The sequence below is a fragment of the uncultured Campylobacter sp. genome (genome assembly GCF_938039245.1).
Lineage (GTDB): Bacteria > Campylobacterota > Campylobacteria > Campylobacterales > Campylobacteraceae > Campylobacter_A.
The window spans coordinates 80661-106803 of sequence record NZ_CALHVN010000042.1; the positions used below are offsets into that span (position 1 = coordinate 80661).

25 protein-coding genes and 2 tRNA genes are annotated in these 26143 nt (G+C 44.6%); 9 read left to right on the forward strand and 18 right to left on the reverse strand.

The annotated features are described in order from the left end of the window. From Q0218_RS07855 to Q0218_RS07870, 4 genes are all read left to right on the forward strand, one after another. Entirely contained in the window at nucleotides 1–1134 is a 1134-nt protein-coding gene (locus Q0218_RS07855; protein WP_297968397.1) for a zonular occludens toxin domain-containing protein, read from the forward strand. Continuing rightward, nucleotides 1082–2233, forward strand: coding sequence for a type II and III secretion system protein (locus Q0218_RS07860; RefSeq protein ID WP_297968399.1), 1152 nt, complete (start codon nucleotides 1082–1084; stop codon nucleotides 2231–2233). Before Q0218_RS07855 ends, Q0218_RS07860 begins: the two co-directional genes overlap by 53 nt. A gap of 294 nt (nucleotides 2234–2527) precedes the next feature. Then, nucleotides 2528–3796: a hypothetical protein gene (locus Q0218_RS07865; protein ID WP_297968401.1), complete on the forward strand. Its 1269-nt coding sequence runs from the start codon at nucleotides 2528–2530 to the stop codon at nucleotides 3794–3796. Beyond that, on the forward strand, nucleotides 3796–4668 hold the full coding sequence (locus Q0218_RS07870; protein ID WP_297968449.1) for a tyrosine-type recombinase/integrase: 873 nt from the start codon (nucleotides 3796–3798) through the stop codon (nucleotides 4666–4668). Before Q0218_RS07865 ends, Q0218_RS07870 begins: the two co-directional genes overlap by 1 nt. A gap of 47 nt (nucleotides 4669–4715) precedes the next feature. Here the strand turns inward: Q0218_RS07870 and Q0218_RS07875 are convergent. From Q0218_RS07875 to Q0218_RS07960, 18 genes are all read right to left on the reverse strand, one after another. Further along, nucleotides 4716–4790 (reverse strand) — tRNA-Met (locus Q0218_RS07875). Nucleotides 4791–4802: 12 nt separating this feature from the next. Next, nucleotides 4803–4877: transfer RNA gene (locus Q0218_RS07880), tRNA-Gln, on the reverse strand. 79 nt (nucleotides 4878–4956) lie between these two features. Next, nucleotides 4957–5646 carry an MOSC domain-containing protein gene (locus Q0218_RS07885; protein WP_297968404.1) on the reverse strand — a complete coding sequence of 230 codons (690 nt, stop codon included), beginning with the start codon at nucleotides 5644–5646 and terminating at the stop codon, nucleotides 4957–4959. Between the two features lie 7 nt (nucleotides 5647–5653). Beyond that, nucleotides 5654–6340: a DUF4230 domain-containing protein gene (locus tag Q0218_RS07890; protein ID WP_297968406.1), complete on the reverse strand. Its 687-nt coding sequence runs from the start codon at nucleotides 6338–6340 to the stop codon at nucleotides 5654–5656. Between the two features lie 225 nt (nucleotides 6341–6565). Continuing rightward, on the reverse strand, nucleotides 6566–7777 hold the full coding sequence (gene ilvA / locus Q0218_RS07895) for a threonine ammonia-lyase (protein ID WP_297968408.1): 1212 nt from the start codon (nucleotides 7775–7777) through the stop codon (nucleotides 6566–6568). A 159-nt stretch (nucleotides 7778–7936) separates the two neighbouring features. Further along, entirely contained in the window at nucleotides 7937–8332 is a 396-nt protein-coding gene (locus tag Q0218_RS07900; RefSeq protein WP_297968410.1) for a CoA-binding protein, read from the reverse strand. Further along, nucleotides 8325–9446: a tRNA (uridine(54)-C5)-methyltransferase TrmA gene (gene trmA / locus Q0218_RS07905; RefSeq protein WP_297968411.1), complete on the reverse strand. Its 1122-nt coding sequence runs from the start codon at nucleotides 9444–9446 to the stop codon at nucleotides 8325–8327. The genes Q0218_RS07900 and trmA overlap by 8 nt, the downstream gene beginning before the upstream one ends. Nucleotides 9447–9448: 2 nt before the next feature. After that, nucleotides 9449–11152, reverse strand: a complete 1704-nt coding sequence (locus tag Q0218_RS07910) for a Na+/H+ antiporter NhaC family protein (protein WP_297968413.1) — start codon at nucleotides 11150–11152, stop codon at nucleotides 9449–9451. A gap of 470 nt (nucleotides 11153–11622) precedes the next feature. Continuing rightward, nucleotides 11623–12369: an SDR family NAD(P)-dependent oxidoreductase gene (locus Q0218_RS07915; protein WP_297968414.1), complete on the reverse strand. Its 747-nt coding sequence runs from the start codon at nucleotides 12367–12369 to the stop codon at nucleotides 11623–11625. 9 nt (nucleotides 12370–12378) lie between these two features. Next, nucleotides 12379–13590: an ankyrin repeat domain-containing protein gene (locus tag Q0218_RS07920; protein WP_297968416.1), complete on the reverse strand. Its 1212-nt coding sequence runs from the start codon at nucleotides 13588–13590 to the stop codon at nucleotides 12379–12381. 63 nt (nucleotides 13591–13653) lie between these two features. Then, a complete protein-coding gene (locus Q0218_RS07925) occupies nucleotides 13654–14151 on the reverse strand; it encodes an HIT domain-containing protein (RefSeq protein WP_297968418.1) in 498 nt (165 codons plus the stop codon). Between the two features lies 1 nt (nucleotide 14152). Next, nucleotides 14153–14938, reverse strand: a complete 786-nt coding sequence (gene trpC / locus Q0218_RS07930; RefSeq protein ID WP_297968421.1) for an indole-3-glycerol phosphate synthase TrpC — start codon at nucleotides 14936–14938, stop codon at nucleotides 14153–14155. Then, the gene (locus tag Q0218_RS07935) at nucleotides 14935–16200 is read right to left on the reverse strand and encodes a hypothetical protein (RefSeq protein ID WP_297968423.1); all 1266 of its coding nucleotides are present in this window, start codon (nucleotides 16198–16200) and stop codon (nucleotides 14935–14937) included. Before Q0218_RS07935 ends, trpC begins: the two co-directional genes overlap by 4 nt. Continuing rightward, nucleotides 16176–16553, reverse strand: a complete 378-nt coding sequence (locus Q0218_RS07940; protein ID WP_297968425.1) for a YkgJ family cysteine cluster protein — start codon at nucleotides 16551–16553, stop codon at nucleotides 16176–16178. Before Q0218_RS07940 ends, Q0218_RS07935 begins: the two co-directional genes overlap by 25 nt. Beyond that, a complete protein-coding gene (locus Q0218_RS07945; RefSeq protein WP_297968428.1) occupies nucleotides 16550–17245 on the reverse strand; it encodes a methyltransferase in 696 nt (231 codons plus the stop codon). The genes Q0218_RS07940 and Q0218_RS07945 overlap by 4 nt, the downstream gene beginning before the upstream one ends. Further along, the gene (locus Q0218_RS07950; RefSeq protein WP_297968429.1) at nucleotides 17242–19218 is read right to left on the reverse strand and encodes a vesicular transport factor Uso1p; all 1977 of its coding nucleotides are present in this window, start codon (nucleotides 19216–19218) and stop codon (nucleotides 17242–17244) included. Before Q0218_RS07950 ends, Q0218_RS07945 begins: the two co-directional genes overlap by 4 nt. Before the next feature lie 2 nt (nucleotides 19219–19220). After that, nucleotides 19221–20171: an NAD(P)-binding domain-containing protein gene (locus tag Q0218_RS07955; RefSeq protein ID WP_297968431.1), complete on the reverse strand. Its 951-nt coding sequence runs from the start codon at nucleotides 20169–20171 to the stop codon at nucleotides 19221–19223. Nucleotides 20172–20419: 248 nt separating this feature from the next. Continuing rightward, nucleotides 20420–21757, reverse strand: a complete 1338-nt coding sequence (locus Q0218_RS07960) for a class II 3-deoxy-7-phosphoheptulonate synthase (RefSeq protein ID WP_297968434.1) — start codon at nucleotides 21755–21757, stop codon at nucleotides 20420–20422. A gap of 152 nt (nucleotides 21758–21909) precedes the next feature. Here Q0218_RS07960 and rarD point away from each other — a divergent pair, with 152 nt between their 5' ends. The 5 genes from rarD to Q0218_RS07985 all read left to right on the forward strand — a co-directional run. Beyond that, on the forward strand, nucleotides 21910–22800 hold the full coding sequence (gene rarD / locus Q0218_RS07965) for an EamA family transporter RarD (RefSeq protein ID WP_297968437.1): 891 nt from the start codon (nucleotides 21910–21912) through the stop codon (nucleotides 22798–22800). Nucleotides 22801–22830: 30 nt separating this feature from the next. After that, nucleotides 22831–23289, forward strand: a complete 459-nt coding sequence (locus Q0218_RS07970) for a hypothetical protein (protein WP_297968440.1) — start codon at nucleotides 22831–22833, stop codon at nucleotides 23287–23289. 67 nt (nucleotides 23290–23356) lie between these two features. After that, nucleotides 23357–24289: an aspartate carbamoyltransferase catalytic subunit gene (locus Q0218_RS07975; RefSeq protein WP_297968442.1), complete on the forward strand. Its 933-nt coding sequence runs from the start codon at nucleotides 23357–23359 to the stop codon at nucleotides 24287–24289. After that, nucleotides 24286–25566 carry a dihydroorotase gene (locus Q0218_RS07980; protein ID WP_297968444.1) on the forward strand — a complete coding sequence of 427 codons (1281 nt, stop codon included), beginning with the start codon at nucleotides 24286–24288 and terminating at the stop codon, nucleotides 25564–25566. Before Q0218_RS07975 ends, Q0218_RS07980 begins: the two co-directional genes overlap by 4 nt. 16 nt (nucleotides 25567–25582) lie before the next feature. Beyond that, nucleotides 25583–26143, forward strand: a 561-nt coding sequence (locus Q0218_RS07985) for a hypothetical protein (RefSeq protein ID WP_297968445.1), incomplete at its 3' end; no start/stop codon positions are given.

Here is a 26143-nt window from a genome sequence, read left to right on the forward strand (position 1 = left end):
ATGATAACTTACTTAGTCGGCAATCCTGGAAGCGGTAAAACCTATTACGCCGTTTTTAAAATTTATCAGCTTTTTTTATTTAAACCCGCAAAAGGTTTTTTAAGCAAATTTATTAAATCTGATAAGCAAAAAGAATATACCTATTGCTATACCAATATTAATGAGTTTAAATTTGACCTACACGAGAAATTTATAAAATTTGACTTTGATAAATTTTATGCTGATATGTCTATACTCTACGCTCTTTATTTATCTAAAGTTACTGATGCGGAGTTAAATGAGCGTGCTAAAGAGCTAAATTTAAGTGGTGTTTTTATAGTCCTTGATGAGGCTCACAACTTTTTAAAAGTCAAGGAAGATTCGGTTCTGGTTTGGTGGCTTACCTATCATCGCCACTTATACCAGGATATTTATCTTATTACCCAAGATCTGAGCCTTATAAGCAATGAATACAAGCGTATAGCCGAGCATTTTTTAAAAGCCGTAGATAGTGCCAAACGCCTATTTAAAAATAAATTTCGATATATCCTTTACGGTTCTTATAAGATGTATCAAAAAGATGCAATGCAAAAATTTCATATTCCCTATTTGCAAGAAGTATTTGATCTTTATCACTCTGGACAATCGTCATCTCAAAAATCATTTGTTCGCAAATTTTTCTATTTCGCCCTATTTTTATTTATTGCGCTGTCTATTTACTTTTACTTTTTCCTTAAATCTTTAAGCTCCGATGTTTCCGAAACTCGGCCCGACCTTGAGTCTCCGGGCGCTCAACTTTCTGATTTAAATGCTAATCCCCTCCCTGCTCATCAACCTAAGCCGACCCCGCAAGCTCAAGATAAAATCCAAACCCCGCAAACATATATTTACAATCTTTCATGTATCGATGACGTATGCAGATTCGCAAACGAAAAATACACTTTTCCTTACGGTTTCATTTCTCATGCTATTTCAGGCTCTAAGCCTTTGTATTTTTATTCTACGACTAAAAGCAAATATATGACTGAATATTTTATCGTCCTGGGTTCGGACGTTCTCGAGCCCCTAAAACAAATATCAAATTCTTATAAAGGTGCCGTAAATGAAAAATCTAGCAAAGATATTCCTGGTCCTAGTCCTAGTATTTTTAAATAGTTGCTTTTTAAAAGCCGAAATGATCTATACCGATCTTGCAAGCTTTGCCCAGCTCGCAAGTAAGTCCAACAACATAACCATAGTAACCGACGACAGCATCGACGGCAGCTATTATTATTTTATTTTCCAGCAAGAAACAAATTTAAGCTTACCTATGTTTCAAAAGATGCTTGAGTCCAAAGGATTGTTTTTTTATAAAAAGGACAATTTTTACTATATCACGAATAAGAAGTTGCCCGATTACGATCTAAGGCGCATAGACCTTAGTAATTATATCGTCGATGATGTTCGCCGAATAATGGCAAATTTTGAGCTAAATGCGACTTACTCCACGACTTCAAACTCTGTATTTTTTCGCGCCGACGATGCGGTTTACGAGCAAATCAAGCAAGCTGTAGCCGGGATAGATAAGCCCCTGGAGCAAGTCGAGTTTAAGCTCACGATTACGGAGACCAACCTAAAAGACATCAAAGACCGCGGCACAAAGCTTCAAAGTTTGCTTAAGCCGCTAAACCACGGCGATTTGGCCTACTATGTAAATTTAATCACTTCGCCCTACACTACGAACTCAAACGTTATAAGAAACGATAGCGAGGGCTTTTTTGGCGTCTTAAATTTTCTCGATACCAACGGTCTGACTAAAATTATATCCAGCCCTTTTTTGACGGCCAAAAACCACACCGAAGTTTATTTTAGCGCGGTGCAGAATATCCCTTATTTGGTGCAAAATTCTCAAACGTCCGCGACGCAGACCACGACTCAGAATAGTTATGAATACAAAGATGTCGGCCTTAAAATCACTCTTAAGCCGGTTATTCTTAAAGATCACGTGGATTTTGATTTACACCTTATTTTGGAGGATCTTTTATCAAGCTCAAACACCTTAACCCCCACGACGTCTAAAAAAGAGCTAAAAAGCTCGTATTCTTTACGTCGCGGCGATGTTTTGGTGCTTTCAGGTATCAATAAGACCAATACCGTAAGGCAACGTAACGGCATCCCCATTTTAAAAGATATTTTCATTCTTAAATATCTTTTTTCGGTCGAGCAAGACCAGGACATTAATTCCGTAGTTACTTTGACAATTCAAGTTATTTGAAAATTTGTTTTCATATTATCGAGGATCCACGATAATATTTGTAAGGATCCACGATAATATTTTGTTGCGTTATGAACTTTCAAAAAAATCGTAAAGATCCATACGCTTAAAAAAAGTTTAAATCTATAATGATTTAGCGGAGCGGAAACTGAGCGCGGCGCGTAGCGCGCGCGAAGTAACGCGCCGCCTTGTCAATTTAATAATAATCTGTTACCTTTAAGGTTGGGTGTGTTTGGAATATCTGAATTTGACCGGATTCAATGTCAAAAAAAGCTAGAAAAGCAAAAAGCTTATATGCGAAGTTTTAATTTTATTAATGATTTCGGAGAGTTTAGAAGCTTGCTTGATTGTTCTATGGCCGCAAATTTAAGCCGTAAGTATTACGCAGAGGTGGCAAACCGTGTAAATACTTTCGGCTCGTTTGCGATAGACTACGCGCAGCGCCCGGTATTTCTTACGATTACGCTTAACGGCTGCTTTCGCGGCGCTCTTGCTGGCGATTATTCTAAATTTAGGGATAAAGATATGAAATTTTTGCCGACTGAAGTCAAATACAAGGTTAAAAACGGTGTCGCGCTCACGATTAGCGATTTATGCGCGATATTAAATTATCAGTGGCATTTGCTTATTATGCGTTATAATCGCCATTTTAAAGGCGTCACTAGGTCTTACATCAGGTGCTTTGAGCCTCATAAAAAGGACGGCGTGCCGCATATCCACGCTTTGCTTTTTGTGCCCGGGCATACGATAGATTTTCTTAGGCGTTCTTACAAGGATATATTTTACGCGCCTCAAAATTTACGTGTGGACGCTATTTCACGCGAGCAAATAGCCAACGGCGAAACAAATGGTTTTCAGACTTCTATCCACAATCCCGCCGGCTACGTAATGAAGTATATTCAAAAAACCTTTATAAATTTAGAAAAAACTCAGGAGTTTGATGATCTTGCCGCCTGGTATGTAAAGCACAAAGTAAGACGCTTTTTAACTTCTCAAAATAACGTTCCTTTATGGGTATATAGAAAAATCAATTTTATTTCTACCATGCAAGACTTTTATCACTTAAACAACTTTAAAAACGACGATAATAACGTGCTCGAGTGGGATAAACAAAGCGATTATATATACATAAATATCCCAGATCGCAAGGAAGTTATCATTTATGATAACGGTAAACTCGAACATTATGCCTGCGATAGGCTTATAAATAGTTATGATCGTAAAAAACCGCCTAAAAACGTAACTTCCCAAAGTATAAAACCCGATCTTGAAGCCTGGGTTGATGCCTGGTATGTACGCGAGGGAGAAAAAATCAAACGCGAAGCAATGAAAAAGCGAAAAGAATTCAAAAAACCGCCTTTATGGATGAAAAATTACGAGTTATATAATTATTATTCAAAACTCGATAAGGCTAACTGTAATATCCAGCACCTTGCTTACGTTGAAAACATAATGCTTGATCGAGGTCTAAATTCATTCACAAAAAGAAACACAAAGCACGATCTAAATAATCCAGACCTTGAGGACTTTATCGAGCGCGGATTAAGGGAGTATGAGTTTTGATGATCCTTAACGAGCTTTTTAAAAACTATCTTGAGTATTACGAGCTAATTTTAAGCCCCTCTACGCTTAGAAGTGATATCGCTACGTATAAGAAGCATTTTCAAGACGGTTTAGGTTTAAAAAGCGTAAATGAGATAAATTTCATCGACGTGCAGAAATTTTGCAACGATCTCATCAAAAAAGATTACAAGATCAAGACCGTTAAAAATATCCTGGCAAAGCTCAAGGTTATTTTTAAGCTCGCGTTAAAATTAGAGATAATAAATAAAAATCCTTGCGACTTTATCGAGTTGCCTAAATTTGACAATAAAAGATATTTTGATTATAGCGTTTCGATCCAAAAGAAGTTTATCAAGGCTATTTCAGAAAACAAAGAGCCAAGCGCGGATATATTCTTTTTCCTGCTTCACGGCCGTCGTAAAAACGAAGTATTAAGTTTAAAATTTAGCGATATCAATTTTAAAACCAGGACTTACACTATCCCGTTTAAAATCAACAAAGCAAAGCGCGACATGGTCTATAAAATGAGCGATGATCTATACGATCGCCTTTATCGTCGATACATCGAATCAAAGAAGCGAAACAAGCTAAACGGCTATGTATTTGTAAACCCTATGACAAACGATAAATATCAAGATTTACGTAAGAGTTGGAACTCATTGCTTAAAAGAAATAATCTACCTAAGATTAGATTGCACGATATAAGGCATCTAATCGGCACATATTCAATCAATTACCTTAAAATTCCGATCGAGCAAGTATCGTTTACGCTCGGCCATACAAATATTATTACAACTCAAAAATATATCACTGCAAACGTAAGAAAATCTAAAGAAACTATCGAAAATTTACTTAAATCAATTTCAGAATAAATTAAGCCTTTTAAAAAGTGGCTTCAAACACCGATAAAATGGGGATTTGGTTGCGGAGGACGGACTTGAACCGCCGACCTTCGGGTTATGAGCCCGACGAGCTACCACTGCTCTACTCCGCGATGAAATTTGAGTGGATGGGGTAAGAGGATTCGAACCTCTGGATGATTGGACCAAAACCAATTGCCTTACCGCTTGGCGATACCCCAATGTCTGTAAAAAAGAAAGGTAATTATATATATTTTTACCTTATTTGTCAAGCTTTTTGGCAAATTTTTGCCGTTTTTTTCAAAGTTTTTCCATAAAAGCCGTGCTGTATGAGCCGTTTAAGCGTCTGTTTATATCGTCCTGCCAGCTAGCAGGCAATACTTCTAGCACTCTAAATTTAGGCAACAAATCCAAATTTTCGCTCGGATTAAAAAATAACTTATTTATCTGCATTACGCTTAGAGCATTTTCGTTTTTTTGCAGGATCTCTATCTCGCAGCCGGCCTTGCACGACCCGTTTTCAAGCACTTTGTAGTACCAGCCGGTTAATCCTGTAGCAAAAATCTCTTTGGCTAAATTTGCATTTCCCCAGCGTTTTGCGAGCTTAAAGCACGGTTTTCGCGGTTGGGTTACTTGTAGTACTAATGAGCCGATTTTATGCACGTCGCCCACGCTCACGCTAGTTTCATCCAGCCCGCTAAGGGTCAAATTTTCGCCCATCGCGCCTAACGGCAAATTTTTAAGCCCAAGATAAGCTTCCCACGCGGGATAGTTTTCTAGAGAATTTGCAAACACGGCTTTATTTACGCCGCCGTGATGCTTAGTGTCGGCCACCTCGTCGCCCTCAAAGCCAAGCTCGTTCGCGTAGATTTCGCCCGTTTGCGCATTTTTAAATATCGCCGAGCGCCAAGCCTTGCCCAGCTCGTCCGTAGCCGCTGGGCTGCCGTACTGCCTTACTTTACCTATCAAAAGCGCTTTTATAAATGCCATCTTGCCCTCACGCCACGTTTTGCAGATTTAGCCTAACCTGCTCGCCCTCGTCGTTAAACTCAAATCTCACCGCCCTAGCCCCGAAGCTCTTTGCGATCGCTTCTAGCGTATCGCGCGCGGATTTGTGGATCTTGGACTGGAGTTGATTTATCAGACGTACGGACATCTTTTCGACCTCGGCGCGCGCCTCCTCGATGAGCCTGTTTTTATCCTCTTCGCTAAAGCTACTACCGAAAAATCCGTTTAGCGAATCAGGCAGCAAAAACGGGATAAATTTACCGTTTTTCTCGTCGTAAAATTTCATATTCGCGATCGAAAATTTGTATTTGCAAGGCGGCATCTTGATGAGATACTCCTCACTCGCGACGTTTACGATCTCTAGGCGCGGACTCGTTAGGTCGTAGATAAAATTTATCTCAAACTCAAATATCATCGAGAGCTTTTTCTCGCTCACCAGCCAGCGCAAATACTCCTTGCCGAAGTTGCCAAATGCATGGTCGGTCTTGGTCACGATCTCTTTGCTATAGACCTGAAAAACGGATAGCTCGCCGATGGATTTTAGTTGCGATATCTCGGTACTAATCTGCGTAGTCGCGGGCTTTTGCGCGGTTTTTAAGGCTTTATTAAATCTAAAAATCATAAATACGCAAATCGCCAGCAAAATCACTAAAATAAGGCTCGTAACATCTATCATCTTTGCTCCTTTAAAAGGCGATTTTAGCGAAATTCGTTAAAATAATCGTTAAATTTGAGCTTTTGGTTGTTTTATATCGGTATAAATTTGGATCGTAAATTTAAATTTAGCAAGCTTTTAGAGTAGGCTCTATTTAGCAAAACCCGCACCTTTTAGATACGGATTTAAATTCGGCTCAAATTCGCTTCAAATTTAGCAAGCAAATTTGAACTCAAATTTAACCGCCTAAAACACCTGAATAAATTTAAAATCATGCTCTCTTAGCACTTTTTTGATGAGCTCTTGGTGGTCTTTGCCCTTGGTTTCGAGCGTGATAGTGATATTAGCGTCGCCGTACTCCAGGCTCGTAGAAAAGCGGTCGTAGTCGATTTTTACGATATTGGCGCTAGCGATCTTTAAGCTATCGGTTAGGCTCATGAGCGCGCCCGGTTTGTCGATCAGCGTGATTTGTAGCGCCATCTTGCGGTGGGATTTGATGAGACCCTTTTCGATGATGACGTTTAGCATTTGCACGTCGATATTCCCGCCGCTTAGCACGATGCCGATACGCTCGCCGGCTTTAAATTTGACCTTGTTGTGCAGGATACTAGCTACGCCGACTGCGCCTGCGCCCTCGACCACGATCTTTTGCGTCTCGAGCAGGAACAAAATCGCGTTTGCGATCTCCTCGTCATCGACCTGCACGAACTCGTCCACGCACTCTAAGATATTTGCCAGCGTCGTCTCGCTCGCGTCGCGAACCGCGATACCGTCGGCGATCGTGCGCACGCTCTTTGAGTTTATGCTTTTTTTAGCGCTAAAGCTATTAAACATCGCAGGCGCGCCCTTCGCGCTCACGGCGACCACGCGGATGCCTGGATTTACCTGCTTTACGCAGCTTGATATGCCGCTTATTAGCCCGCCGCCGCCAACCGGCACGATGATAGTCTCAAGCTCGGCTAGATCGTCAAGCATCTCAAGCCCCACCGTGCCCTGCCCGGCCATCACGTACTCGTCGTCAAACGGATGGATAAAGCTCATGCCCTGCTGCTTGGCGTACTCTACGGCGTAGGCGTAGGCCTCGTCGAAGTTATCGCCCTTTAGGATGACTTCGGCGCCTAGATCTTTGGTGCCTAGTACCTTTAAAAGCGGCGTGGACTCGGGCATCACGATAGTAGCAGGCGTTTTAAACTCGCGCGCTGAAATAGCGACGCCTTGGGCGTGATTGCCCGCACTTGCTGCGACTACGCCTTTTTTACGCTCGTTTGAGCTTAAATTTGCGATTTTATTGTACGCGCCGCGGATCTTATACGCGCCCGTGCGCTGGAGATTTTCCTCTTTTAGGTAGATGAGCGCGCCGCTTGCGAGACTTAGCTTTGCGCTGTAGGCAAACGGCGTCTTGTACACAAAGCCGCTTATCGTGCGCTTGGCTTGGATTATTTTATTTAGAGAGATCATTTTAGCCTTTCGTTTTTGTTTAAATTTTACTTTTCGTCGCTTTTGCTCGCGCGTTTATTTACCGTATTTTTGCTTACGTTTTCTTTATTTTTATTTATATTTTTGTTTTTTGCCGCGGGCCGCTAAATTTACAGTGTAAGCTTCGCCGTCAAATTTAGCCTAATCAAGCCTTTGAAGCTCGATTTTTATACACTTATCTTGCACGAAATTTATCCCGTTTTCACTCGCGACCGCTCCTGCTTCGTCGTTTGTTATCCCCAGCTGTAGCCACAGCGTTTTTACGCCTTTTTTGACGGCATCCTTTACTAGCTCGCTAGCAAACTCGCCCTTTCTAAACATCACGGCGATGTCGATATCTCCCTCTATTTGCATCAAATTTCTATAAACCTTACGCCCTAAAATTTCATCAAATTTTGGATAGACGGGAAATACGTTAAATCCGCGCTCAATGAGAAATTTTGCTACCTCGTTGCTAGGCTTGCTCTCATTAGGACTAAGGCCCACGACCGCGATATTTTTAGCGGAGGATAAAATTCGCCTTAATTCGCTAAGCATTTTTACTCCTTAAAAGCATGCCGCACTCGATATGAGCGGTGTTTGCAAACTGATCAAAGACGGCGAATTTAACCGCCTCGTGCGTTAGGGCAAGCTGCGCTAGATCGCGCTTTAGGCTCTGCGGCGAACAGGAGATATAGATGATATTTTCGTAGTTTTTGATGAAATTTATCACGCTATCATCAAGTCCCGCGCGCGGCGGATCGACCAAAACGTGCGAGAAGTCGTAGCTAAAGATATCAAGCTCTCTTAAGCGGTTAAACTCGCGCTCGCGCCTAAACGCACTCATCAGCTCCTCGGCGCTCATTCGCAAAAATTTGATGTTATCTACGCCGTTTAGTTCGCAGTTTTTGAGCGCATTTGCGATTGAGCTTTTGGATATCTCGGTTGCCAAAACGTGCTTAAATTTTTCCGACATCGGAACGGTAAAGTTGCCGTGCCCGCAGTAAAGCTCGAGCAGATCCGCGCCGCACTCTACGCAGCCCTTCGCCCATGCGACCATCTTTTCGTTTACGGCGGTGTTTGGCTGGATAAAAGCCCCGTCGCCGAATGTAAATTTGTAAATTTTACCGCCGATATTTAGGCTATCCCGTAAATTTAGCTCGCTACTCAGCAGCTTTTGCCCTTTTGCCCTCGCGGCTATCGTCACGCGGTGACCGGCAAGCTCGCGCGCTAGGCTCTCTATCTCGCCCTGCTCGGCTTCGCCTAGACGCTTATGATAGAGCAGCGTCGCTAGTATCCCGCTCGCACACGAGATAAACTCGGCGCCAAAGAGCCTCTCTTTTAAAATTTGATTTTTCGCAAGCGCTTCAAGTAAACGCGGCATCAAATTTGCGATAGGAGCGGCTACTTTTGGACACTCGTCTATCATGACGCGCCTAGTTTTGGCGCCGTGCATCGTGTACCTTAGCTCCTCGCCGTCGCGCCAGACTCCAAACTCCGCTCTAGTGCGGTAAGCGGCACTCTGCGAGGCGAAAAACTCAAATTCGCCGCGGTAAAACGGCGCAAACTCGCACCTTATAAACTCGGTTTTAAATTTAACCTGTTCCTCGTAAGGCATATCAAGAGTGCAGCTGCCGCACTCTCCTAAAAATTTACAAAATTTACCGGGCAAATTTAAACCCTCTGCCCGACAAATCTAACAACCAAAGCCGTAATCAAAAGCCCAAACGGCAGCACTATCCAGACGCTTAGGCCAAGCGCGACAGGGAAATATCCCACAAAAATACTGATCGCGCAAACCGTAAGTGCATAAGGCATCTGAGTCTGGACGTGGTCGATGTGGTTACATCCCGCGCCCATGGACGAAAGTATCGTAGTATCTGAGATCGGCGAGCAGTGATCGCCGAATATCGCGCCCGTTAAAACGGCTGAGATATTAACTATCATATACGCGTGCAAGGCGTCGCCCACTAGTCCGCCGTGCATACCGACTGCATTAGCTAACGGTATCGCAAGAGGCATCAAGATACCCATCGTCCCGTAGCTGGTGCCGGTAGAAAAGCTGATAAACGAACCCAGCATAAAAATAGCCGCCGGAAGGACGATCTTTGGCGTAGACTGCGAAAGCAGTTCGACTAGATACCTAGACGTGCCAAGCTCCTTGATAACCGAGCTAAGCGACCACGCAAGAAGCAAGATGATGATCGTAGTGATCATGGTTTTCCAGCCCTTACCCCAGGTCTCTATCGCCTCGCGCACGGTTAAAATTTTCCTATAAACGGCCATAAATATCGCTACCACCGTAGCCAGTAAAGCCGACTGAAATAGCGCCACGGACGCATCGGCAGCGCCGAAAGTAGACTGAAACGCCTGAAACGAAAGCGGAGCGGCCTGCACTAGCGCAAACTCAGCCGCCTTGCTCGCATCCGTTTCCAGTGCGCTAAATCCGCTAAAATAAAAGCTAACGAACGCTCCTAAAATCAGCACCAAAAGCGGCACTACGGCGTTTGAGCTTTGTAGTTTGATATTTTCTTTGGGCTCTAGAGTTTTGTCTTCGACATCGTCTATGCGGGTATTTCCCGAGTGTAGCTCGCCCGCTCTGGCTCTGCGCTCGGCCTTTAGCATACCTGCAAATTCTCGCCCCATAAATGCGGTGCAGACGATAAAAAATAGCATGAAAAGATTGTAAAATCTATAAGGCATCGTCTCAACGAATATGCCAAACGCATTTATATTCGTTACGCCGATTTGACCGTAGCCGTCTTTGATCAGCGATATCTCAAGCCCGACCCAAGTCGAAATGACCGCCAGCCCGGCAACCGGCGCAGCCGTAGCGTCGATGATAAAGGCTAGCTTTTCGCGGCTGACTTTAAATTTATCAGTTATCGGTCGCATGATCGGGCCCACGATGAGGGAGTTTGCGTAGTCATCAAAAAAGACGAAAAGCCCCATTACCCAGGTTGAAATTTGCGCCGAGACGCCTGTTTTTGCCTTTTTGCTTAGCCACAGCGCGACGGCTTTGGTTCCGCCCATTTTGGTGATGAGCGCGACTACGCCGCCGATACAAAGCACCTGAAGCACGATACCCGCGTTCCAGCTATCTGCTAGCGAATCCACCACTCGGCGTACGATATTTATAAACCCTTTAACAAAAGCATAAAACACGTTTGAGTCCATAACGTTTATGAGAAACGTCCCGCTAAAAACGCCGATAAACAGCGACAAAACGACGTCTTTGGTGATAAACGCCAAAACTATCGCCACCACGGGCGGTATGAGCGTCCAGATGCCGAAAATTTCGGCATTTTTTTTCGCTACTTCTGGATCTACGGCTAGCGCCAAGATTGGCAAAAGCGACAAAAATAAAATCTTTTTCATCAAAAACTCCTTTTTGTTTTTCGTCGGTTTAATCAAATTTTCCGCCCGCGCAGGCGGTCAGTATTTAAGGCGTAAATTTAGCTAAATGCGGCTTAAATTTTTGTTTTAAATTCGCTTATCGGTCAAAAATTTTAGCCCTTTATTAAAATCTTATGTTAAAAATGAAGCTTCTAGGTAAATTTTGCTTAGCACGGCGCCGAGCGGCAAATTTAAATTTGCTCGTAGTTTAGATTTTGAGAGAAATTTTAGCTTTGATTTATCGGTCGAATTTGATATTTAGCGCGCCGTGCGTCATTTGCACGAAAGAAGGTTAAATTTAGATTTTCGTTTCAAGCTTGAGCGGGTTGGGGCAATATAAAAGCAGCCTCGCTTCCGCCGCTCAAATTTGAGATCAGGCGTAAATTTAGGATTAAATTTGACCAAAAACAGCTAAATTTAATCCTAAAATCAGTAAATTTAACGCTAAAAGCCTACTTTTTCTCGATAAAAAGCCCGGCCCAAGTCTGCTGCGTCGCCATCGCCTCGACTACGTTGATATTGACGCGGTGAGGCATATTTAGGCAGTTTAGCACGATCTGCGCGATATCCTCGGCCGTGATGTACTCTACACCTTCGTAAACCGCGTCAGCCTTAGCCTTATCGCCGCCGAAGCGAACCTCGCTAAACTCGGTCTTGCAGATGCCAGGAGCTATCTCGGTCACGCGTATGCCGGTGCCGCGGATGTCGTTGCGCAGGTTTCTGCTAAACTGCTTTACAAACGCCTTACTCGCGCCGTAAACGTGACTGCCCGGATACGGCCATGCGCCCGCGGTCGAGCCTAGATTAAAGATATAGCCGCTCTTTCGCGAGATCATGAGGGGCAAAACGGCCTTGGTCGAGTATAAAAAGCCCTTAATGTTGGTATCAACCATCGTCTCAAAATCCTCGATGCTAGTCTCCGCCGCGCCTTCAATCCCCAGCGCTAGGCCTGCGTTATTTACGAGCACTTCGATGTCGCCAAACTCCTGCGGTAAATTTGCCACGCCGTCAAAAACCGCCTTTTTATCGCGGATGTCGGCGACGATGATATGCGTATTTCCAAGCTCCTTAGCCAAGGCCTCGAGCCTTTCCTTGCGGCGAGCGAGCGCTACGATCTTGTAGCCTTCGCGGCTCAGCATCCTAGCTATCGCCTCGCCAAAACCCGACGTAGCTCCCGTGATAAAAGCCGTTCCTTTCATATTTTCTCCTTATTCGGTGATCAAATTTGACTCAAGCCCCATCGCCCTTAGATACTGCGCATTGATCTCCTTTTTGCCGATGATCGCGTAGTCTAGGGCGTTTAGTCCGTTATCATCAACCGCCTGCACGTCCGCGCCGTTATCTACCAAAAGCTGCAATATCTCCACATCAGCCGCCCCCGCCGCGCTCATCAGTACGCTTTTTGACGCCTCGTCAAAGTCGCAGAGCTTTACGAAGCTCGGCAGTTGGACACTCAAATTTGAGCTATAGGCAAGCTTGGTGCTAACGTCTATCAGCCTTTTGTTTACCAGCGCTCCGTTTTTGAGCAGAAATTTGACCAAATTTATGTCGTTTAGCTGCACGGCCTTAAAAAGCGGAGTGATACCGAGCAAATTTTCGTAGTTTACGTCCGCTCCGCTAGAAACCAGGAGCTTTACGTTATTTAAATTTTTAAGCGCGAAAAACAGCGGACTCTCAAAGCCGTAGTTTAAATTTACGCCCGCGCGCAAGAATTCCTTTATCACGTCCTCGCTTTTTTCGTAAAGAAGCGCGGCGTTAAAGGCGTTTTGTAGCGAGCTTTGCGAAACGGTGCCCGAATATATCGCCTCATTTATGCCGTATTTTGTAAAAGTCGGGTCGCTAACCCTTCTGGCAAATTCGTCCATATCGCCGTTTTGCAGAGTTGCGGCGGCAAATTTTAAAAACTCGTTTGCGACCTTTGAAGCATAATAAATCGCGCTGCCTTCGTCTATTTTGAAATTTGATTTGTAGTAGTTTACCAGCAGCCCCAGTACGGCGTTGTAGTCTTTGTTAAAGTCCTTAAAAACCGTGAAGTTACTTAAACTTTGATGTCCCCAGTAGCGAAGCCTGGCTCTGTTTTGCGATACGAGTTTTTCGTATTCGTCTGGACTCTCTAGCTCTTTGGCGTAAATTTCTGGCGCATAGGAGGCTTTTAGGATCTTAAATTTAAACTCGTTTAAATTTTTAGTCGCCAAATTTCCGACGCAAGCAAGGCTTTCGGCGCGGATCTTTTGAGTGGCCGAGAGTAAAATTTGAGCCTCTTTTATCCCCAGGATAGAGTCATTGCAGTTTGGCTCAAATTCTCCCGAAAATGTTAAATTTTGAGAGAAAAATCGCTGCTTTTCGGTCAAAGCGTCATCACAGCTAAAATCTGCAAAAACAAAAGAAAACGACAAAAATATCGGCAAAATAAATCTCATCGTATGCCTCAATATCTTTTAATTTTGATAATTCTACCAAAAAATAATTTGGTAAAAATAAATTTACCACTCATTAAAGCAAACGTCCGCAAACGCGGCTTTTAGCTTCTCGTAAAGCGGAGTAAAAGGCACGCCGTTTACGCGCACTTCGGCGATGGAAGTGATGAAGTTCGTATCGCCGCTCCAACGCGGCACTAGATGATAGTGCACGTGCTCTGCGATACCCGCACCGCCTGCTTTGCCCAGATTCATCCCGATATTTACGCCCGCTGCGTTTAGTTCGCGTTTTAAAATTTTCACACCCTCGCGCACGTAAACACTCATCTCCGACCACGTCTGCTCGTCTAGGCTTTCGATATTATCGGTATGCACGTAAGGTATCACCATAAAGTGCCCCGGCGTATACGGGTAGAGATTCATGATCCCAAAACACCGCTTCGCGCGGAACAAAACGCCCGTATGAGCATCTTTTTCGGGATGATTTACGACGTTGCAAAAGACGCAGCCCTGCTCCTTTTTACTAAAATATTCGCTCCTCCACGGCGCGCAAATATGATCCATCCTAGCCCTCCTTTACGGTTTTTACGGCTTTTGCCAAGTCCTCTTGCCTCATAAAATGCTCGCCTATCAAAAACGCGTCGGCTCCTTGCGCATGAAGCTCTTTTAGCTGCGAATGCTCGTAGATACCGCTTTCGGCGACGATGACGCTTGCGTTTTTGATTTTAGAAAACAGCTTCTCGCAAAGGCTCATATCCATCTCAAACGTGCTTAAATTTCGGTGATTTACTCCGACTATCTTTGCGCGTGCGAAATTTGACTTTTCTACGTCCTCTTCGTCGTGCGTCTCTACCAGAGCCTCAAGCCCTAAAGAGCGCGCATAATCAAGCAGCCGCTTTAACTCGCCCGCGCTAAGAGCCTTTGCGATAAGCAAGATAAAATCAGCCCCGTAAACGAGCGCTTCTAAAATTTGATACTCGTCTACGATAAAATCCTTGCGAAGTAGCGGTAGCGAGCTTGCCCTTCTGATAGCGGATAAATACTCTAAATTTCCTTTAAAAAAATGCGGCTCGGTTAAAACCGAGATGGCGTTTGCGCCGCCCTTTTCATACTCTTTGGCTATCTCTACGGGCGCGAAATTTTGCCTTATTAGCCCCTTGCTAGGGCTTGCTTTTTTGACCTCGGCGATGATGCGATACGGCTCGTCTGAGCTACTTTTTAGCGCTTTTACCGCGTCTTTTATCTCGCGAGGATTTTTGGCTGCGAGCTCTTGTAGCTTTTCAAAAGGCGTTTGCGATTTTCGCAGCGCCAAGTCCTCTTTCGTTCGTTCAATTATCTGATCTAGTATCATTTTTTACCCTTTTTTAAGCAACCTTTGATAGCGTTTATGTGCTCTTTACCCTCGGGCGAATTTACAAATTCCTCGTCGTGCAGGACTTGTTGCATTATCTCGTCGGCCTTTTTGCACTCGCCAAGCTTATAGTATCCCCACGCTAGCGAGTCTAGATAAAACACAGATCCCGGCTCTAGCTCAAGGGCTCTATTTACCAGATCTATACCCTTTTTAGCGTCTATATCGTGGTCGATGAGTAGGTAGCCGTAGTAGTTTAGATATAGCGCGTTATTTAGCTTTACGGCTGATTTTTCAAAGTTATTTATGACTTGCTTTAGGCTATCTTTATCTATCTTTTTGGTTTGTTTGTTTGTGTCTCTTTCGTATTGATATATCGCCATTTTGGCTTGATATTCGAGATTAAAGCTCTTATCAAAGGCTTCTTGCGCTTTTTTATAAGCCTTAGCAAAATCCCCCGTCGCGGCGTAAAGATCCATCAAAGCGTCGTCATTGTAGGAGTATTTTTGCAAAAATTTGATAGCACCGTCGTAGTTTTTTTGATAGACGTAGACGCCAAGAGCCTTTTCGAGATAGATTTTTTCTTTCGTTGCTTCAAAAAGTCCCTCGTAAACATCGATCATATCTGAGTAGCGGCCGTCTTGCGCGTAGATATCTACTAGCGCGGAGACGGTCTCGACCTCGCAGCCGTCGATACGGCGCGAGCTCTCCAGATGCCTGATCGCCTCTTTTTTGTCGTTCATTTTATTGTATAAAAGATCGACTATTCGCAGTAGATTTTCCACGCTCCTATCTAGCTCGTACGCGCGCTCGAGCTCGCCTAGAGCGGCCTTGTTGTCGTTTTGCATCGAGTAGACGGCAGAGAGCATGACGTGGTTTTTAGAAACGTCCTCTTTTTTGACCAGCTCTTGCATTATCTTTGCGGCTTCGTCTAGTTTGTTTTCGCTCATCAAATTTGCGCCCTGTATGCGAAGCACGTCCACGTCGTCTTTTAGCACCTTTTGGCTGAGCGCTAAAATGCTTTTAAAATTTACGTTTTTAGAAAAAAACGCGAGCCTAAGCGCTTCTTTTAGATAGTCCGTGTTTTTAGTTTCTTCGTAAAGCTGCTCGTAAAGCTCGGTCGCCTCGTCGTGCTTGGCGTTTTCTACCGCTAAAAGCGCTTTGATAACGTATAAATTCTCGTCAAAACCGTCTTTGGCGGTAGCAAAACAAACAAGCAAGGCCGCCAATATAAATTTTAAAATCGCCTTATTCCCGCGCATTCTTTCTCCAATTCATTGATTTTATCCTTAAAATAGTCCCAAAACGGAAAGGTGCGGCACTGGCTTGGGCGAAAGTCGTAAACCGAGCAGTTTTTTGCCGTTTCGTCAAAAAATACGCACGCAAATCCGCCCTCGTAGGGTTTTTCTTTGAGGCTAAATTTATATCCGAATTTATCCAAAAATCGCGATCTAAACTCGTCCTCGTTTATTTTTAAATGTTCCGCTAGTGCCGAAATTTCCGCCGAGCTTATCCATATATAGCCGCTTTCTCCCGTGCAGCATTTGCCGCCGCACCGCTCGCACTTGCTAGCGTCAAATTCATAACTAAAGCCATTTTGTCTTAGCAAATTCACTGCTCCGCGTCCTTGCTTTGCGTATTTGCCGCGGCAAAAATTTGGGCCGCTTTTTTACTATAAACTCCGCCTTCAAAAACGAAAATCGCAGGCAAAATTTGAGCTAAGGATTTTGAGCTTTTTTTGGCCTCGATGAGTGCTAAATTTGCCGTGGCGTCTGCTTTTGGATGCACGAAGCAAAGCCTAGTAAGCGTAAATTTAAACTCGCTCAAACAAAACAAAATTTCAGTTAGGCGCTTAGCGTCGTAACAAAAGCTAAAAACTCCGCGCGGCTTTAGGAGCGAATTTGCCCTGCCTACAAGCTTGCTAAGGGGCAAATTTTCGCTGTATCTAGCGGTGCGAAGGTGTTCGTTCTCACTTTTTTTCGCGCCGTCGTGATAAAAAGGCGGGTTTGAGACGATGAGATCATATCTTTTTTCGCTCTTAAATTTAGCAAGATCAGCCGTTATAAACTCGGCTTCAAGCCCGTTTTGGCTAGCGTTTGCGGCGGCTAAATTTACGTTAGCTTCTAAAATATCGAGCAAGCTAAGCGAAATTTTAGGAAAATCGCGCTTTAAAAGCAGTCCCAAAACCCCGCTACCGCAGCCAACGTCTAGCACCTCGCCGCGCACTCCGCCCTCACGGATGAAGTCGTACAAAAACATCGTGTCGCTGTTGTAGCGGTAGCCGTTTTTAGGCTGAGTGATTATCATCTATAGACCTTTATGATAAAGCCCTGCTTATCCTCGGATGTTATTATGTCGTTGCTGTACGATATGCGCGAAAAGTCGCCGAATTCGTCTTTTATCAGCTCTCCGGCGACCTTAGCGCGCTCCTTGCCGATACCGAAATTTGCATACGAATCGATCTTTTCAAGTTCGTCTTGAGGGATGGTTTTTGCTACTTTTGAGGTGGCGATAAAGTTACCGCGGCTTACTATCGGCGTGATTTCAAAATAATAATTTGAATTATAGCTCTGCAAAAAGTCGCTTACTTTATTTTTGCACGTTTGCGTCGGCTTATCCGAGCCCGCGCTCATATCCGTACACTCGACGGAGGCGATGAAAACTACCTTTTTAGGCACTTCGGCTCTAAAATTTAGCTGAATTATCTTTTTTAGGTTTTCATTTTCGCTCATTAGCTCCTCGTTTTTAGCCATTATTTGCGATACTTCGCCCTTTGCGAGATTTCTTTGCGCGCTGGTTTTAGCTAAATTTTCCTTTGTTTGATTTAGGTTTTGCGCCTCGTTTAGCGCTTGCTTTTTTAGCTCCGCTATCTCCTCGTCTTTTTTTGCTATTTGGTTTGTTAGCTCGTTTATTTGCTCTTTGAAGCTCTCGTTTGATTTTAGATTTTCATCGACTAGAGCAGTGATTTTATTGTTTAAAATTTTATAGTTTTGGATATTTTTTTTACCGGCGGCGATCTCGTCTGCTAGCAGCTCTTTTTGGGCGATTAGCGATTCGTTTAGCTCCGAGATTTTGGCGTCTGATTTTTGCAAAAGCTCATCTTTTTTAGCCGATTGCTCTACTAGCTCGTCTATTTTGGCTTGATGGTCGTTTTGAGCGCTAATCGCGCTTTGACGAGCATTTTCGAGTTCTATTTTCAGCGCGTCTATTTGAACTAAAAGCTTTTGCGATTCTTTTTCAAAGTCCTGCGATTGTTTTTCTATTTTCGCGTTTAGCTCGCTATTTGCCACTTTCAGCTCGTCGTTTACCGCTTTTAGATTATCTTTTGATTCGGCCTTTTTATTTGCGATTTCAAGACTTGCTTCAAGCTCGGTTATTTTTCTTTTACCCGCATTGAGCTCTTTTTCTAAAGATGAAATTTGATTTTTGTTAGAGCTTTGTAGGGATAAAATTTGAGCGTTAAATTCGCTCGAAACCCTCTTTATCTCGCTATCTTTTAGCCCCAGTTCGCTCATTAGCCTTGCGTTTTCGTTCTTTAGTTTCGCCGCCTCTGCCGCAACCGCTTTTAGCTCGTTTTCAAATTTTGCCTTGCTAGTTTGCGCCTCGTTTTTTAGCGCGTCGTTTTGCGCCTCCAGTCGTTTTAGCGCATTTTGATTTTCGTTTTGCGTTTTAGCGCTTGATTTGTCAAATTCGCTCTGCTTTTTTTCAAGCTGGGCTTTTAGATTTTTTATCTCTGCTCGTAGCGAAGTTAAATTTTGCTCTAAATTTTTATTTTTTTCGTTTTGTTCTTGCGCTTTGGCTAGTTTTTTATTTAGCTCATCGATCGCGCTTAGGCGCTGTTTGTCGTTAGCGCCTGCAGCTTGCTTTCGTCTAGCTTCCAGCTCGGCTTTTTGCTCGTTTAGCTGATTTGTTATCTCTAGGTTTTTACCGACTAGATCGAGGTTGTCATCGTATAGGAGCTTGTTTTGCGCGCGCAAGACGCGGATTTGTTCTTTTAGCTCGGACTCATTTCCCAAAACGGGCGCGTCGGTATCGTTTGCGTCCAAATTTTTTTCATCTATCAAATTTGGCAAAATGCGATTTTGCGGGGTTAAATTTTTATCGTCTTTAGCCTGCGCAAGCTCGTCTTTAGGCAGTTCCTCGACGTTCATTACCTGCACGGCGAGCTGTTTTGCGCTTTGGTCGCCGCCTTGTTTAGAAAACTCGAAATACAAATAATAACCGCCAAGCGTAAGCAAGCAACCGCAGATAAAAAATAAGACTAAATTTAACGCTCTCAACTCTACTTTTCCTTGATGTTTTGAACTACCTTATGCGCGTGATTTAGCGCTAGCACTATCGATCCGCCGTTTTTTAGCACTATATCGCCGCCGATATATAGCCCTGAGACGCTGCTTTCGTAGTGCTCGTTTACGATAGGATCTTTATCTGCGTCAAGCTCTACTCCGCATTTTTGCAAAAAATCAACCGGGGTCGAGCCGCCGATAGCGTAGACGACTCTATCGTAGACTCTGATTTTACCGTTTGAAAAGTGCGCCCTCACGCGTCCTGATTCGTTTTCTATCTCGGTGATATCGTGATTTAGGCGGACTTTTAGCTTATTTGCCTTCTCCAGCTCCCAAAGCGCGGCTAAATTTACGTCATTTACGCGGCTAAATTTGTCCTTGCGGTACGCTAGCGTGGTTTTGTTGTATTGGCACAGCTCGATAGCGTACTCTACTGCCGAATTTCCGCCGCCGACGACCAGCACCTTTTCGCCGCTGGAACAGGAGTTTAGATTAAAATTTACGACTCCGTTTAGCGAAGGCGGGATTTTATAGTCCGGCTTGTTTGGACGCCCCATTTTACCGATACTTATCATCACGTTTTTGGCCTTGTAGTCGCCCTTTGCGGTGTGCACGAAAAACAAATCGTCCTTTTTTTTCACGCTTTCGACCTCGGAGTTAAAAACTGCTTCTATCTCGTCGTGGTCTAGCAGCTTATCAAAATAATCAAGCGTACTTTCTTTCGTGCCGTCCTCAAAGGACACGATGCCGTGGATGGTGCTGTCTTGACCTTTGTACTCCTTGTCCACGCGCTTGTTGTCTTTGTAAAATTTACGTATCGTTTGACTGTGATTGTCGCCTTTTTCGAGAAGCAAGACTTTTTTTAATCCGTTCGCCCTAGCCTCTACGACGGTCGCGATACCGCAAGGACCGCCGCCGATAACGATAATATCGTAAACATCGCTCATTAATTTCTCCGATTTTGATAATTTTTCATTAATGTAGCGAAAATTGGATTAAATTTTAAGAAATTCGCGAAATTTGGGGTAAATTTAATCTAAAAGCGCAAAAAGCGGTCAAATTTAAAGATAAAAGGCGAGCGAGAGCAAATTTGGCTCGTTTAGATTCCATAAATTTACGAGTCAAATTTGAGCCTTGCTAAATTTACAAATTTATGAAAGGGCGCAAATTTCATCAAAATTTACGCCCGCTAAAGCTAAATTTTCTTTAAAAACTCAGCGATTAAAAACGCTAGTTCTAGCGACTGATCGGCGTTTAGGCGGGGATCGCACTGCGTCTCGTACCTGTGGGCTAGATCGTTTTCGTTTAGCTTAAACGATCCGCCCGTGCACTCGGTCACGTCCTGACCCGTCATCTCTAAGTGCACGCCGCCAGCATGCGTACCTTCTGCTTTGTGGATTTCAAAAAAGCTCCGAACTTCGCTTAAAATTTTGTCAAATTCGCGCGTTTTGTAGCCGTTTGCGGCTTTTATCGTGTTGCCGTGCATCGGATCGATGCTATAGACGATATTTAGGCCTTCGCGTTTTATATCGCGTAGGATTTTAGGCAGTCGCTCGCCGATTTTATCCGCGCCCATTCTGATGATTACGTTTAGTCTGCCCGCTTCATTTTGTGGATTTAGCGCATTTGCGAGCGCTATAACGTCCTGCGCGGTAGCGTTTGGCCCGATCTTGACGCCAAGAGGATTGTGCACGCCGCTTAGAAAATGCACGTGAGCGTCGTTTATGCCGCGAGTACGCTCGCCGATCCAGAGCATATGCGCCGAGCAGTCGTACCAGTCGCCGGTGAGGCTATCCTCTCTAGTGAGCGCCTCCTCGTACGGCAGCAAGAGCGCCTCGTGCGAGGTGTAGACCTTAGTTTCGCTAAGCGCGGGCGTATTTGAGGCGTTTATACCGCAAGCCCCCATAAAGGCTAGAGTTTGGCTCAGCTGCCTAGCTAGCTCGCCGTATTTAGCGTCAAGCTCGGGCTTTTTGATAAAGCCTAGGTTCCAGCGATTTACCTCGTGCAGATCGGCTAGACCGCCGCGAGAAAAGGCGCGAAGCAGGTTCATCGTGGATGCGCTTTGATAATAAGCCTCGATCATGCGGTTTGGATCGGGCACGCGGGCGTCTTGGTTAAATTCAAAGCCGTTTATGATGTCGCCTCGGTAGCTAGGTAGCTTTACGCCGCCTTGCTCCTCGTAGTCCGAGCTTCTAGGCTTGGCAAACTGACCCGCTACGCGCCCTACTTTTACGACGGGACAGCGTCCAGCAAAGGTTAAAACGATCGCCATTTGTAACATTACTTTAAACATATCGCGGATATTTACGGCGTTAAAATTTGAAAAACTCTCCGCGCAGTCGCCCCCTTGTAGCAAAAACGCCTCGCCATTGCAAACTTTTGCAAGGTCTTGCTTTAGATTTCTAGCCTCGCCCGCAAAAACTAGCGGCGGCATCGTTTTTAGCTTATCCTCGGCCTTTTTTAGCAAGACCTCGTCGGGGTAGCTTGGCTGCTGTAAGATATTAAATTTTCTCCACGAATCTCTACTCCACATCTTTAAACCTTTCTTAAAAATAACGCCGATTTTAGCTAAAAGAAATTTTATTACAGATAAAATTTCAAATTTTAGCTTCAAATTCGCATTTTTTCGCCGCATAAGCTCTGCTTAACGACAAATAAATATAATTTCGCCAAAAAAGCGGAAAAATGAAGGACAAAAATCAAACCAAAATCGGCTTAATCTACGGCCTGTCGGTATTTATTATCTGGGGCGTTTTTCCTATTTATTTTAAGCAACTTGGCGCGCTTTCGGCTACCGAGATCGTCGCTCACCGCATCGTTTGGTCGGTGCTGCTTTTGTTTTTACTGCTTAAATTTAGCCGCAAACTAGGCGCCGCAAAGAAAATTTTAAGCGACAAAAAAACTACGTTTTGGCTGTTTGTCACGGGGCTTCTAATCGCCGCAAATTGGTGGATCTACGTCTACGCCGTAAATATCGGCAAGATCGTGGAAACTAGTCTTGGTTATTTTATCAATCCGCTAATAAACATGCTCCTTGGCGTGCTGATTTTAAAAGAAAAGCTATCGCATGCGGGAAAATTTGCCGTCGGCATCGTCTTTGTGGCTATCGGAGTGCAAATTTACGACGCGGGCGGCCTACCTATAATCTCTATTATTTTGCCTATCACGTTTGGATTTTATTCGCTCATTAGAAAGCGACTTAGCGTGCCTTCTTTAGAGGGACTTTTCGTCGAGACCGCGCTCATAGCTCCTATCGCGCTCGTCGCGCTATTTTTCGTCGCCGCTAGCGGGCAAAATCACTTTAGCTTTTCATGGTTTGGGCTTTTAATCGCGCTTTGCGGGCCTGCGACCGTCGTGCCGCTTTTGCTTTTTAACTCGGCAGCCACTAGGCTAAATTTAAGCACGATCGGCTATTTGCAGTATATCTCGCCTTCGATGCAGCTTTTGCTTGCCGTTTTTTACTACGGCGAGCAAGTTAGCGCGCTTAAGGCGCTATCGTTTTTGCTGATCTGGAGCGCGCTGGCGGTGGTTAGCTTTAGCGCAATTTATAGTAAAAAAAGCAAAATTTCAGTATAACCGCAAATTTAAATCAAAAAAGGAAAAGCAATGTCATCCATCGCATTTTACGCCGTCATCTGCGTCATAGCCGCTCTCGTGCTCTACGCGCAGATACAAAAGCTAACCAGAAAGATCGACGAGGACGGCACTTTAGCAAACAACTCCCCCGAGGCCGCGCGTCAAATTTCGGTGCAAAAGTACAAGGATTTTTGCGAGATCATTAACGGCGAGCTAAGAGAGTTAAAGATGAAAGCGCTCTACGACGACGCCCTAAAAAACGAGGATCTTAAAGAAAAATTTTTAGAAAGCCTAAGCGAGATGAGCAAGAAGCTAACATTTATCGAGACGATGAACACCGCTAGGAACCCCGATAAATGGGAGAGCGAGCTCTTTGAGGTGCTTAGCCGCCTAGACGATCTCGTCACGGAAAATTTCAAAGACGGCGAGCGCGCGGGCGACGAGATCAGGCAGCGTCTGGGCGCGGAGTTTAGCAAGCTGCAAAATTAAACCTTAAGTAAAAACGGGGTAATATCGCTTTTTTGATTTAACTCTATCTTTACTAAGGAAAAAACGGATGAGCTATACCAAAAAAGACCTCGTAACCGCTGCAAATTTAACCAAAGACGAAATTTACCATTTCCTAAATTTAGCCAAGGAGTTTAAGGCGCTAAACAACTCCGAGACCAAAAAAGCCAAGTCGCTCTACGGCAAAACGACCATAAACGCCTTTTTCGAAAACTCGACCAGGACGCGGACGAGCTTTGAGATCGCGGCTAAGCGCCTCGGAGCCGACGCTATAAATTTCACCGCTTCAAACTCCAGCACCAAAAAGGGCGAAACGCTCATCGACACCGTCCACAACATCGTCGCGATGAAAACGGACGTCGTAGTCGTGCGCCACTACAGCTCGGGCGCGGCTAAATTTATCGCCCAGAACACGGACGCTCACGTCGTAAACGCGGGCGACGGCCTAAACGAACACCCTAGCCAAGCGCTGCTTGATCTTTTTACCATACTGGAAAATCGCGGCAGCCTAGAAAATCTCACGGTCGCCATCATCGGCGATATCTTTCACAGCCGCGTAGCTCGCTCAAATATCTACGTCCTAAAAACGCTCGGAGCCAAGGTTAAGCTCTTTGGTCCGCCGATGTTTTTAACGGGTATGGAGGCTTTCGGCTGTCAAATTTGCTCCGATATGCGCGAGGCCGTCGAGGACTCGGACGTCATCATCATGCTGCGTATCCAGCTCGAGCGTCAGGATGACGAGATCGCATTTCCGTCCGTGCGCGAATACTCTAAATTTTTCGGCCTAACCCAAGCCAAAATGCAATACGCCAAAGATGGCGTCATGATCCTGCATCCGGGCCCGATAAACCGCGGCGTCGAGATAAACTCCGACGTAGCCGACGATCCACGCTACTCGCACGTGCTAAATCAGGTCGAAAACGGCGTCGCCGTCAGGATGGCGATCCTAGATACTCTCATCAAAAACAAAGGCGCAAAATGAAAACTCTCATCAAAAACGGCACGATCGTAAACCACGACGGTTCGCAAAAAGCAAACGTCCTCATAGACGGCGACAAGATCGCTCTTATCACGGCTGACGAGCCTGCGGCGGGTAATGTAATAGACGCTAGCGGCAAGCTCGTTATGCCCGGACTTATCGATATGCACGTGCATTTCCGCGATCCCGGCCTTGAGTACAAAGACGATATAAACACGGGCTCGGAGACTGCTGTCGCGGGCGGCGTAACCACCTGCTGCCCGATGGCAAATACAAATCCCGTAAACGACAACGCCGTCGTCACGCGCGATATGGTAGCTAAGGCAAAAGCTCGCGGCCTCATCGACCTGCTGCCTATCGGCGCGATAACTAGCAAGATGGACGGCAAAAAGTGCGTAGAGATGGGCGATATGACGCAGGCGGGCGCGGTGGCGTTTAGCGACGACGGCCTGCCCGTAGCTAGTAGCGACGTGATGAGATACGCGCTTGAATACTCAAAGCACTTCGGCAGCTTCGTCATCAACCACTCCCAGGACTGCTCGCTATGCCGCGGCGGCCACATGAACGAGGGCCGCGTCTCGGCGATACTAGGCATCAAAGGCATGCCGCGCGAGCAAGAAGAGATCATGGTCTCGCGCGATCTACTGCTAGCCAAGCTCACGGGCGGCCACATCCACATCGCGCACGTTAGCTCCGAGTGGTCGCTAAAGCTCATCGCGCAGGCGCGCGCGGCCGGCATAAACGTGACCTGCGAGGCGACGCCGCACCACTTTACCTACACCGAGGACGAGCTGCTAGGATATGATACGAACTTTAAAATGTCGCCGCCGCTTCGCACCAGATCAGACGTGGACGCGATCAGAGAAGCTCTTAAAAGCGGCCTAATCGACGTCATCGTGACCGACCACGCCCCGCACCATAACGACGAGAAATTTTTAGAATTCGACAAGGCGCCTTTCGGTATCCTTGGCCTGCAAACCCTCGTGCCTATGACGCTCGATCTAGTTAGAGACGGCGTGATAGACTACGAGAAAATGGCGGCTCTGACGTCTTATAACGCGGCTAAAATTTTAAAACTAAAAGACAAAGGCGTGATCGCGGAGGGCTACCTCGCCGACATCGCGATAATCGATCCGGGTTTTGAGTATCTCTACGACAAAAACCTAAATAAATCAAAATCCCAAAACTCCCCGCTGCTAGGCAAGATGCTAAAAGGCGCGGCGATAATCACAATAAAAAGCGGAAAAACGGTGTTTGAGTTTCCAAACGTCGTGGCGTAAAAGGATGAGATGGAAAGTGAAAGTATATGCACAATATTTTGAATTTAATGGACTTAAATATAGACTAAATACTATTTTGCAGTTTGGAGATAGTTTTACACATATTGGAAATATTATTTTGGCAAATCCTGGAAGCTCTAAGCCAGTGGGAAACATTGATGAAATTTCAAAGGGATCAATAAAAACCTTTTATGATTCCTTTGAAGGGCGAAAATTTAATGACTTAAATTGGTATGAGTTTAGTGTTGATACTACTATGCGAGTAGTCGAAAAAATTTTTAATGGCAGTTATATTACCGATAAACCGCTACAATTAAACGGCGTCGTTCAACTATTTAATGCTTTTAATATAGCCAATCCAAACTTAGACGAAACTCTTAATAATATACCTAGAGATAGCAATCCATATATTATTACTCCAAATATTGCAGATTTTATAGCTGATAAACCAACCTATATAGGATTTTCTCATGATGTTTTATATCATAAATATGATTATATAAGAAAAATTCCTCAAAATATTTTTGAGTCAATGCCATCAAAAATAAAAAAATTTTATGAAAATAATATAGAAAAA